Source organism: Granulicella arctica (assembly GCF_025685605.1).
Lineage (GTDB): Bacteria > Acidobacteriota > Terriglobia > Terriglobales > Acidobacteriaceae > Edaphobacter > Edaphobacter arcticus.
On record NZ_JAGTUT010000001.1, the window covers coordinates 3,957,614 to 3,973,943 of the forward strand.

At 59.3% G+C, this 16,330-nt stretch carries 10 protein-coding genes; 2 read left to right on the forward strand and 8 right to left on the reverse strand.

The window, feature by feature from the left end; translation table 11 throughout:
- Positions 1 to 76 precede the first annotated feature (76 nt).
- The 4 genes from OHL20_RS16880 to OHL20_RS16895 are packed head-to-tail and all read right to left on the reverse strand — an operon-like array spanning position 77 to position 7,587.
- On the reverse strand, positions 77 to 1,249 hold the full coding sequence (locus OHL20_RS16880; protein WP_263384347.1) for an L-rhamnonate dehydratase: 1,173 nt from the start codon (positions 1,247 to 1,249) through the stop codon (positions 77 to 79).
- Complete coding sequence (locus OHL20_RS16885; RefSeq protein ID WP_263384348.1) at positions 1,246 to 2,532, reverse strand: MFS transporter; 1,287 nt, start codon at positions 2,530 to 2,532, stop codon at positions 1,246 to 1,248. The genes OHL20_RS16880 and OHL20_RS16885 overlap by 4 nt, the downstream gene beginning before the upstream one ends.
- A gap of 22 nt (positions 2,533 to 2,554) precedes the next feature.
- Positions 2,555 to 4,297: a GH39 family glycosyl hydrolase gene (locus OHL20_RS16890; protein WP_263384349.1), complete on the reverse strand. Its 1,743-nt coding sequence runs from the start codon at positions 4,295 to 4,297 to the stop codon at positions 2,555 to 2,557.
- A gap of 17 nt (positions 4,298 to 4,314) precedes the next feature.
- Positions 4,315 to 7,587: a TonB-dependent receptor gene (locus tag OHL20_RS16895; RefSeq protein ID WP_263384350.1), complete on the reverse strand. Its 3,273-nt coding sequence runs from the start codon at positions 7,585 to 7,587 to the stop codon at positions 4,315 to 4,317.
- A 270-nt stretch (positions 7,588 to 7,857) separates the two neighbouring features.
- On the opposite strand from OHL20_RS16895, the gene OHL20_RS16900 reads away from it, so the two are divergent.
- On the forward strand, positions 7,858 to 8,703 hold the full coding sequence (locus tag OHL20_RS16900; protein ID WP_263384351.1) for a FadR/GntR family transcriptional regulator: 846 nt from the start codon (positions 7,858 to 7,860) through the stop codon (positions 8,701 to 8,703).
- A gap of 59 nt (positions 8,704 to 8,762) precedes the next feature.
- On the opposite strand, the gene OHL20_RS16905 is transcribed toward OHL20_RS16900, so the two are convergent.
- Together OHL20_RS16905 and OHL20_RS16910 are read right to left on the reverse strand one after the other, a co-directional pair.
- A complete protein-coding gene (locus OHL20_RS16905) occupies positions 8,763 to 9,722 on the reverse strand; it encodes an alpha/beta fold hydrolase (RefSeq protein ID WP_263384352.1) in 960 nt (319 codons plus the stop codon).
- 75 nt (positions 9,723 to 9,797) lie between these two features.
- A complete protein-coding gene (locus OHL20_RS16910; protein WP_263384353.1) occupies positions 9,798 to 11,234 on the reverse strand; it encodes a glycoside hydrolase family 125 protein in 1,437 nt (478 codons plus the stop codon).
- Between the two features lie 171 nt (positions 11,235 to 11,405).
- Here OHL20_RS16910 and OHL20_RS16915 point away from each other — a divergent pair, with 171 nt between their 5' ends.
- Entirely contained in the window at positions 11,406 to 13,751 is a 2,346-nt protein-coding gene (locus tag OHL20_RS16915) for a GH92 family glycosyl hydrolase (RefSeq protein ID WP_263384354.1), read from the forward strand.
- Positions 13,752 to 13,772: 21 nt separating this feature from the next.
- Here OHL20_RS16915 and OHL20_RS16920 read toward each other — a convergent pair whose 3' ends face one another.
- A complete protein-coding gene (locus OHL20_RS16920; RefSeq protein WP_263384355.1) occupies positions 13,773 to 15,113 on the reverse strand; it encodes a (Fe-S)-binding protein in 1,341 nt (446 codons plus the stop codon).
- Between the two features lies 1 nt (position 15,114).
- Positions 15,115 to 16,326 (reverse strand): FAD-binding oxidoreductase, encoded by a 1,212-nt coding sequence (locus OHL20_RS16925; protein WP_263384356.1) that lies wholly within the window; start codon positions 16,324 to 16,326, stop codon positions 15,115 to 15,117.
- Positions 16,327 to 16,330 lie beyond the last annotated feature (4 nt).

Below are 16,330 nucleotides of genomic sequence, written 5' to 3' on the forward strand. Positions count from 1 at the left end.
TTGTTCTGCCGGACGGGCTCCCTGCGGGGGAGGCGGTCACTTCGTGACTTGTAATTGCTTCGCGTATGTAAGAGCTTTAGCCGGTCACTTTGAATTGCTTGAGAGATTCTTCGTTGATGGTTAGGCCTAGTCCGGGAACGGTATCGTCCAGATCGATGTAGCCATCGGTTGGGACTGGTTCGCCGTTGAAGATGTACCAGAAGAGCTCGTTGCCGACCTCGACGTCGACCTGCGGGAAGAACTCGGCGATCGGGGAGTTGAGGCTGGCCATCACGACATGATAGTTGTGCATCTGGCCTGCGTGCGGAACGACGGGGACCTGGAAGGATTCAGCGAGCGCAGTGATCTTGCGGGCCTGGCTGATGCCGCCTACGCGGTTGGTGTCGAACTGGATGTAGTCAAGCGCGTTGGCCTCGAGCAGGGCGCGAAAACCAAAGGTGGTGAACTCGTGCTCACCGCCCGCGATCGGGATGCGGCCATAGCGCTTCAATTCCTGGTAGCCGCGCGTGTCGTCCGGGATGACGGGTTCTTCGAGCCAGCGCAGGTGGAAGGGTTCAAGGAGCGGGAGCATGCGTTTGGCGTAGTCGAGCGTCCAGCCCATGTAGGCGTCGACCATGAGGTCCACCCCGTCGCCGATAACCTCCCGCACGGTTCGGACGAGTTCGATGTTCTTCTGCATCCCGGCTGCGCCATCGATGGGTCCCCAGCCAAAGCGGAGCTTCATGGCGGTGTAGCCGGCGCTCTTGTAGTTCTGCGCTTCGACGCGGAGTTCGTCGAGCGGCATGGCGTAGAGGCGGCTGGCGTAGACGGGGATGCGCTCCTTGGTGCGGCCGCCGAGCAGGCGATAGACAGGCTGTTTGGCGTCTTTGCCGAGGATGTCCCAGAGGGCGATGTCGACGGCGGAGATGGCGGTCATCGCGACGCCCTTGCGCCCGAAGGCCATGGTGCGGCGGTACATCTGCTGCCAGAGATATTCGGTGTCCCAAGGGTCTGCGCCGATCAGCGCGGGCTTGAGATAAGTATCGATCAGGAGCTTGGTGACGAGCGGCGAGAGTGCCGCGTTGCCGATGCCGACGAGGCCTGTGTCGGTGAAGATCTCGACGACGACCCAGCCGTGGAAGGCGAAGTTGCCCATTGACGCATCGCCGAAGGTGACGAGATCCATAGGGTTAGTGCAGAAGTGGGGCGGCAGCGGGGTGGTTTTACCCTCCCACTGGACGACGCGCGTGCGCACTTCGGTGATCTTCATGCGGTGCTCTCTATCTCCATGAGGTCATGGGGTCGAAGGGGTTGAATTTTGCCAGCGAAGAGCAGGATGGCGAGAAAACCGATGAGGTGAAAGGTGCCGACCAGGACGAAGAGCGTTCCGTAGCCGAAGCCGTGGCCGAGCAGGTAGCCGGCGACGATGCCGAAGATGGCTCCCCCGATGGCTCCACCGAAGCCGACCAGTCCGGAGACGGTGCCGACAGCGGAAAGTGGGAAGATGTCTGCGGGGACGGTCATGATGAGACCGGACCACGACTGCTGGCAGAAGAAGGCGACGCTAAAGAGAAGAATCGCCCACTGCACCGGTACGAGCGATACGAGCATAACAACGGGCATAAAAACAGCGCTGAGGCCGAGGGCAATCTTGCGAGCCTTGTCGAGCGAGTAGCCCCTGCGGAGGAGTCGGCTCGAAAAGAGACCACCAAGGAGGCTGCCGACTCCTGAGGCGGCGTACGGAATCCAGGCGTAGTAGCTGACGTGCTTGATGTCGAAGCCGCGCGCGTCGTACAGGTATTTGGGCAGCCAGAAGAGAAGGAAATACCACGCAGAGTCACTCATAAACTTCGCAAAGACAAGCGCCTGCACGCTGTGGATGCTGATGATCTCGCGGAAGGTAAGCTGTTGAGCGAGGAGTCGGGCGTCGAGGGTGTTTGAAGAAAGGGTGAGCGAGTTGCTGCGATAGGTCAGCAACCACCAGGCGACCCAGGCCAGGCCTGCCGCACCTGCGGAGACGAAGACGGCGCGCCACCCACTGTGGAGCAGGATGAAGCCAATGAGCGGTGGAGCGAGGACGGAGCCGAGTGCGGTACCGGCGTTGATAAAGCCTACGGCGGTGGAGCGCTGCTCGGGTGGTATCCACTCGGCGACGACGCGGATGGCGGCAGGGAAGGCACCGCCCTCGCCCATGCCGAGCAGGAAGCGGGCGATGAGCAGGAGCATGAAGCCGGAGGCGAAGCCATGCAGCGCACAGGCGACCGACCACCAAAGCATGATGAGCATGAAGCCTCTGCGTGTGCCGAGGCGATCGAGCAGGCGCCCACCGATGGCGTAGAGCGCTGCATAGGCCAGGAGGAACGAGGTCTGAAGGTAGGAGAACTGCTGGTTCGAAATGGGGATGTTGCGCTGGATGGAGGAGATGGCGACGGGCAAGGTTTGCCGGTCGAAGTAGCTGATGGTGATGGCGGCGGTGACGAGCGCGACGGCGTACCAGCCCATGCGCTCGCCGTCGTATCGTTCTGCGGATCGTCCTTGCCTGAACAGGGGCATTAGCCTCTCACCACAATCTCGCTTACCACTTCAAGTGCAGGAGCGAAGTGCCCTGTCGCGGCATGTCGGTCGTGACTTTGACCTGGCCATTGACGACGTCCAGCCAATCTGGAGACGTGAGGAGTTGCAGGTGCCCCGCCGATTGGAGGTCTGCATACTGCTGTGTCGTTGGTTTTTGCGGAGAACCCATGGCCTTCCAAATCGTGTAGGAATTGCTGTGCGTATCGTCGAGACGATAGTGCTCCAGTAGAACGCGATGGACGCCCGAAGGGATGCCGCCGATGGTGATGGTCGTGGGCACAGCTTCCGCTGGCCCATCCACGTCGTGATAGTTCCAGACGAGCACGGCTGCCTCGCGCTCAGCCTTGGTGGCGAAGGCGTCTACATCGGAGGCCTGCCGAACACCGGTGCTAAGGAGCGTGTCGAGCGGGACCTTGCCGGTGCTGGTGGTGCTGACGCGATTGCCGGACATGAGTGCGAACATGCGGAAGACGTTGAGGACGGGTTTGTCGACGCCGTTCGTGGCGAGGGATCGGAAACCTTCAAAGTAGTCTTTATCTTCAAACTCGAAAGACCAGCTCAGCATGGAGATAAGGTTGACGGCATGGCGATCCTGCAGCTCGAAGAGGCCCTTGAAGGCTGCCGCGGTATAAGCGGGATAGAGAGTGCCATTGCGGTAGTTATTCGCGGGGTTGACCTTCGAGGAGCAGGCGGCGCAGCCTTCCGGATCGGCCTCGCTGATGATGATGGGCAGGCTCTTGAATTTGGGGAAGGTGGCGATGAGCTCGAAGCCCTTGTCGGCGTCGGTAAGCTCACGCTTGATGCCCATGGTGACCTTGCCGTCGGCGATGGTGGGAAAGCCTTTGGCGTGGAAGGAGATGAAGTCCATGGGGATTGACTTACCGTTCGCTGCGCTCTTACCGGAGTTTACGTGCTCGAGGAAGTTATGCAGGAAGGTGCGAGCCTTCTCGTTGCCTGGGCTTGTCGTGGCGGGCCCGCCTACTTTTGCTCCGGGGAGCGCCGCACGGACACCGGCAACCGCGTAGTCGTAGAGCTTCCAATAAGCTTCAGGTGTGGTGTGCCAGTAGTCGATGTCGGGTTCGTTCCAGACTTCGAAGTACCACTGCAGGACCTGATCCTTGCCGTAACGTTCGACGAGGTGGGCGGTTACGACGCGGGCGAGTTCGCCCCACTTCGCGTAGTCCTTTGGCGGGTTGTTGGACTTGCCGGAGATGGCGTTCTTGGGATAGTGAACCTGGTAGGGCTCGTGACGATCGGGAAGATCGGCGGCGAGGTCCTTTGGCATGAAGCCAAGCTCGACCATGGGGCGCACACCGGCAGCTTTATAGGCATCGAAGATGCCGTCAAGAATTTTGAAGTCATAGACCGGCGTCCCGTTCACATCTTCGGTGTAGACGTTGGTGGAGCTGAACTTGAGCTCAGCTTTGCCATCGCCCGAAGTGAGCAGGTGATGCACACGAATGTAGACAGGAACCGGGCTCAGGTCATGCAACTCCTTCAGTAGCTCCGTACCGTGACGCATCGTTGTGTAGTTGCCTTCGTCATAGCCAAACCAGCTGTAGATCGGCTTATACGGTCCGACCGTCTTTGCGAGATCGACCTGAATGGCAACTGGCGGCTGGGTCGAAGCCGGTGCGGGCTGGGGCACGACGCCCTGTGCCAGCACCGCGCCCGTGGCGAGCGCCTGCAGAGTCATGCCACTTGCTACGAGCGTTCGCGTCAACCAAACAGAAGCCTGGGTCATCGTGCTGCCTTTCGTGGTTAAAAGTTGTACTTGAGAGCGAACTGGATATCGCGTGACGGAACTGAGGTGCTGGTGACCTGGCCACCGGCGGTTGCGTCAACAGTGGCGTTGGGCGCGTTGAAGCTAGTGGTGTTGGAGATGTTGAAGAACTCGGCGCGGAAGGACATGACGCTCTCGTGGGGAAGGTTGAAGTTCTTGAAGATGGATGCGTCGTACTGACGATACATGTCGGAGCGGAGGCTGTTGGCAAGCACGTTGCCGTAGGTATAAAGCGGCGCGTTGACGTAGCGCGTTTTATCGAACCAGTTGGCGATGGACCGCTGGAAGGTAGGTGAGCCGCCCGCAGGATTGAGGATGGGCCGCTGGCTGCCGACACCAGTGTTAGCGCGGTCGCCAGAGATCACCGGAGTGTACGGTACACCGCTGCGGAGAACGACGATGGTCTGGAGTTGCCAGCCACCAAGAACGCTGTCCACAGCTTTGTTGGTGGTGCCGAGGAATTGACGACCGCGACCGACAGGGAGTTGGTAGCTGCCACTCATGGCGAGGTTCTGCGGAGTGTCGTAGGGCGAAAGCGCGTACTCGTAGCCGGTGTTTCCACCGATTGAGGGCGATTGGTTGAACTGAAAGAACTTCGAATAGGTATAGGCAACAAGTGCGGTGAGCCCGTAGCCGGTGCGGTGCTCAAGCTTGGCTTGCAGCGAGTTGTAGTTGGTCGAAGTATCCTGCGTGTTGTAGGTGATCGTGCCCCACGGCTGATAGGGTCGGCGACCCTGGATAGCACCCGGTCCGGGGGTTGGATCGTTGAAGTCATTGGTGCCATTCAGGTCCACACCGTGATTGCCGACATAGCCAACTTCGAGTACGTCATTATTGGTGAGTTGCTGCTGGACGCCGAGGCTGTAGTGCTCGTTATAGCCAACGTTGAGGTGAGTCTTGCTGGGGACAAGGGTTGGGTTGGCCTGTGCGGAACCGAGTGCTGTGCCGAGGAAGAAGTTAGATAGCGTCCTTGTCGGCACGACGTTTTGAGTCTGGTTGACGGTCTCTGCGAGACGGAAGGGAAGCATGTCCAGGTTCACGCGACCGCTTGAGCCCTCAGGTTCATAAAACATGCCGAAACCACCGCGGATGACCGTCTTTTTCGCGGCAGAGTAGGCAATCCCGAACCGCGGACCGAACTGATGCTTATCCGTATAGGTGATATTGATGGGCAGGCCGGCCTGGCTGCTGGTCTGGATGTACTGTCCAAAAAACTGGAAGGCGGCTGGCGCTGCATACTGCGAGGTCAGGTCGGGCACGGTGCCCGTACCGGAGACGATGATGGGCTTCGCCTGTGTTGGATCGAAGGTGCCGATCTGGCCCTTGTAACCAGCCATCCAGGGCGAATATTCGTAGCGAAGACCGGCGTTGATGGTGAGCCGAGAGCTGAGTCGGATGTCATCCTGAACGAAGAACTGCTTGTAGGTCTGCTGGCCACCAAAGTTGTTCGCCGGGTAAGCGCGTGCGATGGACGATGGATAGCCAAGAAGGAAATCAGCATAGGCATCCCCAGATGCATTGCCGTTGAAGTTGAACTGTCCCGCGTAGGTTTCGCTGTCATAGCCGAGCCACTGATAGTAGCGGATCAGTGTTCCAAACTTGATGGAGTGTTTGCCTTTGAGGATGGTGAAGTTTTCGGTTCCTTCTGCCGCCTTGCGGTCCTGCGACTTGGGACGCTGGTCGAAGGCTGAGCCCTGAAGAGAGGTGTAACCGCTCCAGGCGTAGTCGGGGAACGACCCGCCGGAGCCCGGACGAAGTTGTGGGGTGAAGCCAGCGACGCCGAACTGGCCGTTGAAGTCCGGCCCCTGCAGGAAGGCGCTGAGGCGGACGTGGCTGGGAAGAAAGTGGACCCTGGCCTCATTGACCTTGTTCGCACCAAGGTTGGTGATTACGCCAACAGCAATGTCCTGACCAATCGAGGTGAGCGAGGCGGTGCCGAGGCTTGGGGACGAGTTTGGATCGACTTCGCGGTTGGTGACGTAGATCCATCGGGCGAAGAGGCGATTGCTGGCGTTGATAGTGTGGTCGAGGCGAACGGTGTACTGGTTGAAGTCGATAGCTTGCGAGGGAGCGTAGCTGAAGGTTCCTGTCGTCGTGTTGGGAGCGGGATTGAAGTTCTGGATAGCGAGCGCGGCAGAGGACAACCGACCCGCCGGGATGGTGTTGTTGGCGAACGGTGTGCGCACCACGACACCACCAACGGTCCTGGTGAGGAGCGGGTCGTAGATAGTCTTTGAGCCAAAGTTTCCTGCGCGCTGTGCGTTGCTGGCGACGATGCTGTTGAAGACCTCGCCCTGGCGCAAACGCTGACCTTCGTAGTCGAAGAAGAAGAAGCTCTTATCGCGACCGTTGTACAGATGCGGGATGACGAGTGGGCCGCCGACATCGCCGCCGAATTGGTTCCGCTTCAGAATCTGGCGGGTCAGTGCGAAGAAGTTGCGAGCATCGAGCTTGTCATTCCGAATGAACTCGAAGATGCCACCGTGAAGCTGGTTAGTACCGCTCTTGACGGTCGCGTTGAAGAAGGCACCACCGCGGTTGTATTCGGCGGAGTAGGGACTCTGTTGTACCGAGAACTCCTGCAGCGCGTCGATCGAGGTTTGGATGAAGGTGCCTCCCTGGTGCTGTTCGCTGACATCAACGCCGTCGAGCAGAAAGGAGGTGGCACTACCGCGAATGCCGCTGATCGTGTTGCCGTCGACGACCTCGGGCCTGATGGCAAGCGAGTTTCCCGTTGGCGCGAGCAGTGCGGCACCGGGGGTCAACTCGGCCAGTCGGTAGAAGCCACGGCCGTTCAGCGGCAGACCAGTAAGTTGCTGGTTGGTGATGACCTGGCCCACGGTCGCCGAGTCAGTGGTGAGGAGCGGAGTTGTTGTGGTGACTTCGACGGTGACGTTCGACGAACCGACCGCAAGCTTGAGGTCCTCCCGTACGATCTGGCCAACCTGCACTTCGATCTTCGAGGTGGTGGTGGTCTCGAAGCCGGGTGCCGTCACGCTGAGCGTGTAGATTCCTGCCTGGACCGGTGTAACGACAAAGTTGCCGCTGTTGTCGGTGGTAGCCGTTTGCACAATATTGGTTCCATTGTTCGTGATTTTGACGATGGCTCCGACGATGGTTGAGTCCTGCGGGTCGGCGATGCGGCCCACGAAACGACCCTGTTCGACCTGCGCAGCGGCGGTGCAGGCGATCAGCAGCGTGCCGGCCAATGAGGACATTCCTAGAATCCGAAAGAAGTTTTGGCTCATCATGTGTTTCCTGGTACCCGCTTCCAAAATGACTGGTCTTTCTAAGCGGGTACAAAGGTAGTACCGGTGTGTCGTTCTGTCAAATCGTGGAGTTTGGCTACGTTCAGTGTTCCTATATACAGGTAAATTACGCCATGGGCGATCGAGTCTGATCGCCGGAGCATTGATTGCAATACAGAGTATAGGTACTACCTTTGCACAAAACCCGGGGTGGATTGCTTTGACTTTCACTTACCTTCAACGCACTATGGAAGCATGAATGGGCGGCGCACGATGCATCTCGCAGGATCCTCCGAGCATGTCCTGCATGACAAAGATGATGTGACGCACCTGCTCATCCTCCGTTTCCAACAGATGCTTGCGGACGGCATCCTGACGCCAGGGTGCAAGCTTCCTCCAGAGCGTGAACTGGCAGGCCACTTTAACGTGGCTCGGTCGTCCCTGCGCCAGGCGCTGAAAGTCCTGCAGATCATGGGCGTGATTACACAAAAGGTTGGCGATGGTAGTTATCTCAACCGAGACGCATCCTCGGTGCTGGCAGTCCCGATGGAGTTTCTGTTTCTGCTGGACGATACATCGGTGCAGGAGCTTACCGAGCTTCGCTTACTGATGGAGCCGGCAATCGCGGGCAAGGCTGCGGAGCGCGCAACATCCGCTGACATTGCATTGCTACGAAAATCTATCGCAGACCTCGAAAGCAGCGAGCGGGATCGCGTCAAGCTTGTGGCGTCGGACCTGCTCTTTCATCGCACGATCTTTCAGGCCTCGGGCAATCGTCTGACGACCCGCCTGTTTCAGACGATTCATCGAGCTATGCTGAATATGATCATGGTGACCTCGCAGCTCGTCGACTTAGAGCACACTCTGGCATTCCATAAGCCGATCCTGATTGCGATCGAGCAGCGCGACGCGGAAGAAGCATCCCGGCTAATGGCTGCCCACCTCATCGACGCTAATAACCTGTTGGCGCAGAGTCGCGAGCAGGACAAGTCACGGATTCTACGAGACCACATGGCGGCGAACACGCTTGATCTCAAGAAAAAGCCGAAGACTTCAGTGAAGGCGCTGCACCCACGTGGCGCCCGAAGACGGGCGACTCGCGGAGCCGAGACCACCTGAATCAGGCGCATCCGGCCGCGTGAGCGTCTTCGCTAAGTCCGTGAGGACGTTTCCCAGGCTTATATGCCTGCGGTCTCAAGAAAGTGACGCATGGCAGCGGCGACCTCCTCGACATGGGTCTCAAGCGCGAAGTGACCCGTATCCAGAAACTGGACGGTCGCGTTCGAATTGTCGCGCGTAAACGCCTTGGCACCAGCGGGGATGAAGAACGGATCGTGCTCTCCCCATATGGCGAGTAGCGGCGGTTTGGCGGTGCGAAAGTACTGCTGGAAGGCTGGGTAGAGCTTCACGTTGTTCGCGTAGTCGAGGAAGAGATCGAGCTGAATATCCATATTCCCTGGACGAGCGATCATTGCCGAGTCAAGCGTGTAGCTCTCGGGTCCGATCCTCTCGGGGTGAGGTACGCCTTCGGTGTACTGGTAGCGAATGCCCTCTGGGTTCAATGCCTGGTGAACGACTTCGCGGTGCGCTGCCGTGGGTTCGCGCCAATACTGCTGGATCGGGGCCCACGCATCGCCGAGGCCCTCTTCGTAGGCGTTGCCATTCTGCGAAACGATGGCGGTGACCCGTTCGGGATGGGCCATGGCGAGGCGGAAGCCGGTTGGCGCGCCGTAGTCGAATACATAGAGCGCGTATCGCTGCAGATGCAAGGCTTCGGTGAAGGCAAGCACAGTGCGTGCGAGGGCGTCAAAGGTGTATGTATAGCGTCGATCCGCAGGCACTTCGGTGAAGCCGAAACCGGGGAGGTCGGGCGCAATGACGTGATAGCGATCGGCGAGGCGCGGGATCAACTCGCGGTACTGAAAGGACGATGTTGGAAACCCGTGGAGGAGAAGGACGACCGGTGCACTGGGATCGCCGGCCTCGCGATAGAAGACGGTCACACCGTCGGCCTGAATGCGGTGGATGGCTGTCTGAGGCATAGACCGTCTCTCCGAATGGGATGGTGTAGCAGATGCGGGAGCTACGCCGGCAAGGGTGAGCAACCCACCCTGCGTCAGAAAATTACGACGGTCCATCGTGCGCTCCTCTCCTTGGCGTGCCCGAGGGCAGGCAGGCCAGTGCTTGCTTCAGGGTACGCCAACAGGCTGAATTTATTCATGCAGCAGCTCCGGACGCGTTGCGGCCAGATGGCCGACGAGTTCGCCAAAGAGCGTGTTGGCCCAGGCGAACCACGTTCGCGTAAACCGCTTCGGGTCATCCTTGAAGTAGCTTTCGTGCATGAAGCCGCTGCCTGCGGACGAGGCCTTCAGCATCACCAGGGAGCGGCGGATCTCAGTGTCGGAGGTGCTGGTGAGTGCATAAATGATCTGCGCCATCGGCCAGATCATATCTTTGCCCTCGTGGGGACCACCGATACCTTCGCCAGCAGCGCCGTGGAAGAACCACGGATTCTGCTCACTCCAGACGAAACTTCTAGTCCGTGCGTATAACGCTGCATCGGGGGAACTGGCGATGTATGGAAGACCGAGGAGGCTTGGAACATTGGCGTCGTCCATAAGGAGCTGGCTGCCGAAGCCGTCGACCTCGTAAGCCCAGATGGTCCCTGCCTTTGTGGGAGCGATGGCGTATTGACGGAGGGCTTGTTCGACCTCTGCAGCCAGGGTCTGGGCATCGTTGGCGAGTGCTTCGTCATGCAGGATGGCATGTGCCATCTCAGCGAGGTGTCGGAGCGAGGTGACGGCAAAAAGATTTGCCGGCACGAGGAACGGGAAGATACACGCGTCGTCGGACGGGCGGAAGCCGGAGGCGATTAAACCAACGGGCTTTACGGGATTGCCGTAGCCGACGGACGGAAGCGTCTCGGTCGCGACGTCTGAGACGCGCTGAAAACGGTAAGGACCCTCGCCGTGCTTGCGTTGCTGGACCCGCATGGTTGCAACGATCAGGGTCACGGCCTGCCGCCAGCGCGCGTCGAAGGGCTTCACGTCTCCAGTCTGTTTCCAATAGCCGTGTGCGAGCCGAATGGGGTAGCAGAGCGAATCCAACTCCCACTTGCGCTCGCCTACCCCCTGCTTCATGTCAGTCTTATCCTTGCGGCTTCCTTCGAGGGCGGGTGCGGAGAGATCAGCCATAAAGGCATTGGCGTAGGGATCGATGAGGATGCAGCGGGCCTGGCGGCGGATGACGCCTTCGAGCAGCGCCCGCAGTGCGGGATCTTTCGAGGCGAACGGCAAGTAAGGCCAGACCTGCGCGGAGGAGTCCCGCAGCCACATGGCGGCGATGTCGCCTGTAATCACGGCGGTATCGGGCTTTCCTTCGAAGGTGCCGGGCTCGACTGTCGTGTCGAGCGTGTTCGGATAGCAATTGGCGAAGAGCATAGCGAGTTCAGGATCGGCGACGCGCTTCGACGTTTGCGTGATGAACTCCTCGACCGCTGCGGAATGGAACTTGCGGTCGGCGGCAACTGGCCGCTGCGAGGTCGTCATGTTGCCAGTCTGCTCGGCAAGGGCGAGGCTGGGCCAGAGGGAGCGGGCTGCCAGTCCAAGTGAGACCTGTCCGGCCGATTTCATCAGGGAACGTCGCGTCATTGCGTCATGCATCGTCAGGGTCCTTAATCCGCTCGTCAGGCCGTTTCCGCCCGGAGCTTGCTCAATCTGGTAGAAAGCGTTCAAACTAGGGAGCGTTGCTTATTGCGCTCCCCACTGGTAACGTTTCCAGTCTAAGGGATAGCTACGACCCGATGTATTGGAGCAGGATAAATGCCGATCTCTCGCAGGAATTTTCTCAATGGTGCTGCTGCAGCTTATGCCGCCGTCAGCCTTCCCACTACCGCTCTGGCTGGTGTCGCCAAGACGCTGCCGGGTGACGATCCCCTCCGCTGGGTCGATCCGCGAATTGGCACAGGCGGTCACGGCCACTGTTATCCGGGCGCAAGTGTGCCATTCGGAGCGGTCCAGCTCAGCCCCGATACCTACACGGAGGGATGGGACTGGTGCTCCGGCTACCACGTCTCGGATACATCGATCATGGGTTTCAGCCACACACACCTCAGCGGTACGGGCTGCGGCGACCTTCTAGACTTCCTCGTCATGGCAGGCACCGGTCCCGCGAAGATCGTTCCCGGCACCCGCGAGAACCCTGATGCGGGCTATCGGTCGCGCTTCGATCACAAGGATGAGCTGGTCGAACCTGGCTACTACTCCGTGCTGCTGAAGGATCACGGCATCAAGGCGGAATTGACTGCGACGGAGCGCACAGGCCTCCATCGCTACACCTTTCCAGCGAGCGATGAGGCATATCTCATCCTCGACCTGCAGCATGGCTATGATGGCGGTGGCACACCCAACGTGATGTCCTCTGAACTCGTCAAGGTCTTTGGAGATACGCTCAGCGGCGGTCGTCGCACACGTGCCTGGGGCTCGGGGCGTCACGCCTATTTCACCCTTCAGGTGTCGAAGCAGCCGACGAGCATCGTCTTCTATCAGGACGATAAGGAAGTGCCAGCGCCGACGGGTCCGCTTACCGGCACCAATCTGAAGTGCGTGCTGCACTTCAAGACGAAGGCGAAAGAAGTCATCCTTGTACGGACCGGCATCTCTGGCGTCAGCGCCGAAGCGGCGGGCGCGAACCTCAAGGCCGAGCAGCCAGGTTGGAATTTCGATCAGACGCGCAAGCAGGCTCTCGAGAAGTGGCGTATGCAAATCGGCAAGATCCATGTCACGACGGCAAATGAAGACCACAAGCGAGTCTTCTACACCGCGCTCTACCATCTCTCGCTCGGACCGACGCTGTTTGACGATGCCGACGGCCACTATCGCGGCATGGACGGCGAGATCCACCAGCTTCCAGCAGGGCAGCATAACTACACGACTTTCTCTCTGTGGGATACCTACCGTGCGGCTCACCCGACCTACACCTTGATCGAGCCAGAGCGTGTGCCGCAGTTCGTAAATACCTTGATGCGCATGGCTACTGAAAGTCCGAAGGGGATGGCTGTTTGGCCCTTGCAGGGAACTGAAACGGGCACAATGACCGGCTACCACTCGGCCGCCGTCATCTCTGAAGCGATCAATAAGGGCTTCCCCGGAATCGATACCGAGAAAGCCTACGAGCTCATGATGAAGCGGGCGATGGTGGACAAGTATCGAGGCCTGCCGTACTACCGCTCGATGGGCTACATTCCGGCTGATAAGGAAGACGAGTCCGTCTCGAAGACCTTCGAATACTGCTACGACGATTGGGCCATCGCGCACGTTGCGAAGAAGCTCGGCAAGTCGGACGACGCTGCCATGCTCACCAAGCGCTCGACCAACTATAAGAACTACTTCGATAGCTCGATTGGCTTTATGCGTCCGAAGTTCGCTGATGGCTCATGGGCAGGATCGTCGGAGGGCCACGGTCTCACGGCCTTCAATCCGATCGATATGGGCCATGACGACAAATTCCGCGACTACACGGAATCGAATGCGTGGCAGACGACCTTCGCCGTACAGCACGATCCTGCCGGTCTGATCCAGCTCTTCGGCGGACGTCCGCAGTTTCTTGCAAAGCTCGATGAGTTGTTCACCACTCCCTCGACACTGCCAGCCGATGCACCGCCTGATATTGCCGGTCTGGTCGGCCAGTATGCCCATGGCAATGAGCCCTCACATCACATCGCCTATCTCTATGTCTACGCTGGCGAGCCGCATAAGACACAGGCGCGCGTGCGCAGTCTGATGGAGACGATGTACTCGCCTAATCCGGACGGCATGCAGGGCAATGAAGATGTCGGGCAGATGTCGGCGTGGTTCGTGTTGAGTGCGCTTGGCTTCTATCCGGTCGACGCGGTCAGCGGCAACTACATCATCGGCTCGCCACTCTTCGAGCATGCAAGTGTTGCGCTGGGTGGCGGAAAGACGTTGGAGATCGAAGTTCGCCGCAAGGACCCTGCGCATCAGTACGTTCAATCCTTCGCGCTCAATGGTGCACCGCAGCAGCGCACATGGTTCAATCACAGCGACATCGCGAAGGGTGGCAAGATCGTCCTTGAGATGGGACCTCAGCCGAACCTTACCCTCGGCGCTGATCCTGCAAGCGCACCACCTTCGCTGACTCTCGCCTAACGGGAACTCTCCTGCAGCAAATCATCGCTGCAGGAGAGTAGCCGCTGGAATGTTGCGAATGGAGGCGTCAAGCAGCTCGACCATGTGGAAGGTCGGCATCGTGTTGAGTCCGCGCCGCTGCAGTCCACTCATTAACTGAATCAGGCAGCCGGGATTAGCCGAGATGACTGCCTCGGCTTTGGTCGCCAGCAAGTTCTCAACCTTGCGATCGCCAAGTTCGGTAGCAGCTTCGGGCTGCAGCAGGTTGTAGACTCCGGCGGAGCCACAGCAGATATTGGCGTCCTGCACCTCAACAACTTGCAGGTCTGGAATGCCCGCGAGCAGTTGCCGGGGCTGCTCGAAGATGGCCTGTGCATGACGAAGATGGCAGGCATCGTGATACGCCACCCGCATCGCGAGAGGGTGGCGCGCAGCCTGTGTAGGCAGGTCCGCAAGGATCTCCGAGATGTCGAGGCATTTGCTGCTGAAGGACGCCGCGCGTGCGGACCATGCAGGATCGTCGCGAAGGAGATAGCCATACTCCTTCATGGTGGAGCCGCAGCCCGCGGCGTTGATCACGATCGTGTCGACATTCTCTCTCTCGAAGGTGGCAATCATCGCGCGTGCGAGGTTGCAGGCATCTTCCTCCAGACCGGAGTGAACCATGAGCGCACCACAGCACTGCTGCGCCGAGGGAATGACGATCTCGCAACCCTCTGCCGCAAGCACTCGCGCTGTTGCTTCATTGACGTGCTGAAAGAAGACCTGCTGGACACATCCCGTGAGCATGCCGACGCGTCGACGAGGCTTCGCCGCAGGCTGAACGCTTCGAGGAAGATGCCGAAAGAGAGTCGTCGGCACACGCGGAAGCAGCGCCTCCATGTTGGCTAGCTTGCGCGGAAGCAGCCGCAGAAGACCGCTCGCCCGGACGAGCTTCTGCAGCCCGGTGCGCTGATAGACCAGCATCGGCAGCGCGATAAGTCGAAGTCGGCCAGCGTAAGGAAACGTCGCAAAGAGCAGCTTGCGGAAGAGTCGGTCTGATGGAGTGCGTGGTACATTGCGTTCGATCTGCGCGCGGGTATCTTCGATCAGCTTGTCGTACTGCACGCCAGAGGGACAGGCTGTCATGCAGGCCATGCAACCGAGGCAGTTATCCATATGCTGCCGAAAGCGCTGATCGAGCGGCGCAGTTCCCTGCGTCGATTTCTTCATCATGTAGATGCGGCCGCGCGGCGAGTCCATCTCCTCGCCCCATAGCGCGTAGGTCGGGCAAGCTGGCAGGCAGAACCCACAGTGAACGCAGTCGTCGATAAGCGCGGGCGACGGCGGATGATGCGCGTCGAAGTTCGAAGGTTTAGGCTCGGTGAGCGTTACCAGATTCACGTTAGATCCCACCTAAAAAGCAGCCAGGGTTGAGGGTGCGTTGCGGGTCAAAGCGTTCTTTCAGCCGCTGCATGACAGGAAAGGAATCCGGAAGTGGTCCCCATCGGTCAAGGTTGCTGGATAAAGGCTGGCTGAGAACCGTGAGAGATCCGCCGCTTACTGCAAGTTGTTCCCGCAGGGAGGGAATCTTCTCCGACGCTGAAGCAGGAAGCATCGCCATCATGATGCCGGTGGCTTGGGTGATGGCGCTTCCAGCGAGTCCGCTGATCACTCCGGAGAAGCGAGCGATCTCAGTGGGCAACATCGTCGCTTTGATCGTGAAGGTATCCTGTTGATCGAAGAGCAAGGCTCGGCGTTGCCAGATGTCTGCGGCAGCCGCAACGATACGAAGCTGTTTCTCATGAGCGATCGCTTCGAGCAGCAGTCTATGTTCGTCAAGGGTCTGCGGTAGAGAAGCAAGCTCGATATCCAGATGGAAAATTCCTTCGTGCGTTCGCAACTGGAGCGCATGCAAACTCAGGTGCGAGTCCACCAAATGCAGCATCAACTCTCCCAAAGGTTCCACAGTCTGCGAGGAGACCGTAAAGCTCTCGCGCGCAGTCGGCAGAGAGTGCAGCCGAAAGTTGATCTCCGTAATGAAGCCAAGTGTGCCAAACGCCCCGGTCATTAGCTTATGCAGATCGTATCCAGCGACGTTCTTCACGACCTTGCCGCCAGTTCTTGCAACTGTCCCATCCGCCAGAACGATGGTCATGCCGATAACAAGGTCGCGCAGGCTGCCGTACTTGAGACGCAACGCCCCGGATTCATTCGTCGCAACGATGCCACCGATCGTCGCCTGCTCGGGCCATAGCGGATCGAGCGCAACGAACTGGCCATGTGCAGCGAGTGTCAGTTGCATTGCAGCCCAGGTGCAGCCTGTCTGTACGCTGCACGTCATATCCTGCCACGTATGATCGAGCACCGCGTTCAGCCGCGAGGTGCGAAGCACGATGCCTGAGCGGGGAGCATCCGACCAGGCCGACTTTGTGCCGCTGCCCATCGGATGAACTACGATCCCTTCTGAGTTCGCAAGCCGCAGCACGGCTGCAATCTCCTCAGTGTTCGCAGGCGAGAGGTAGAGCTTGCCATCTCGCTCAAAGGCGTGGTCCAGCCCAACGATCGATGCGAAATCTTCAAGTGGAACCGCCGGTTTTGAGGTCTGTTCGATCATGAGG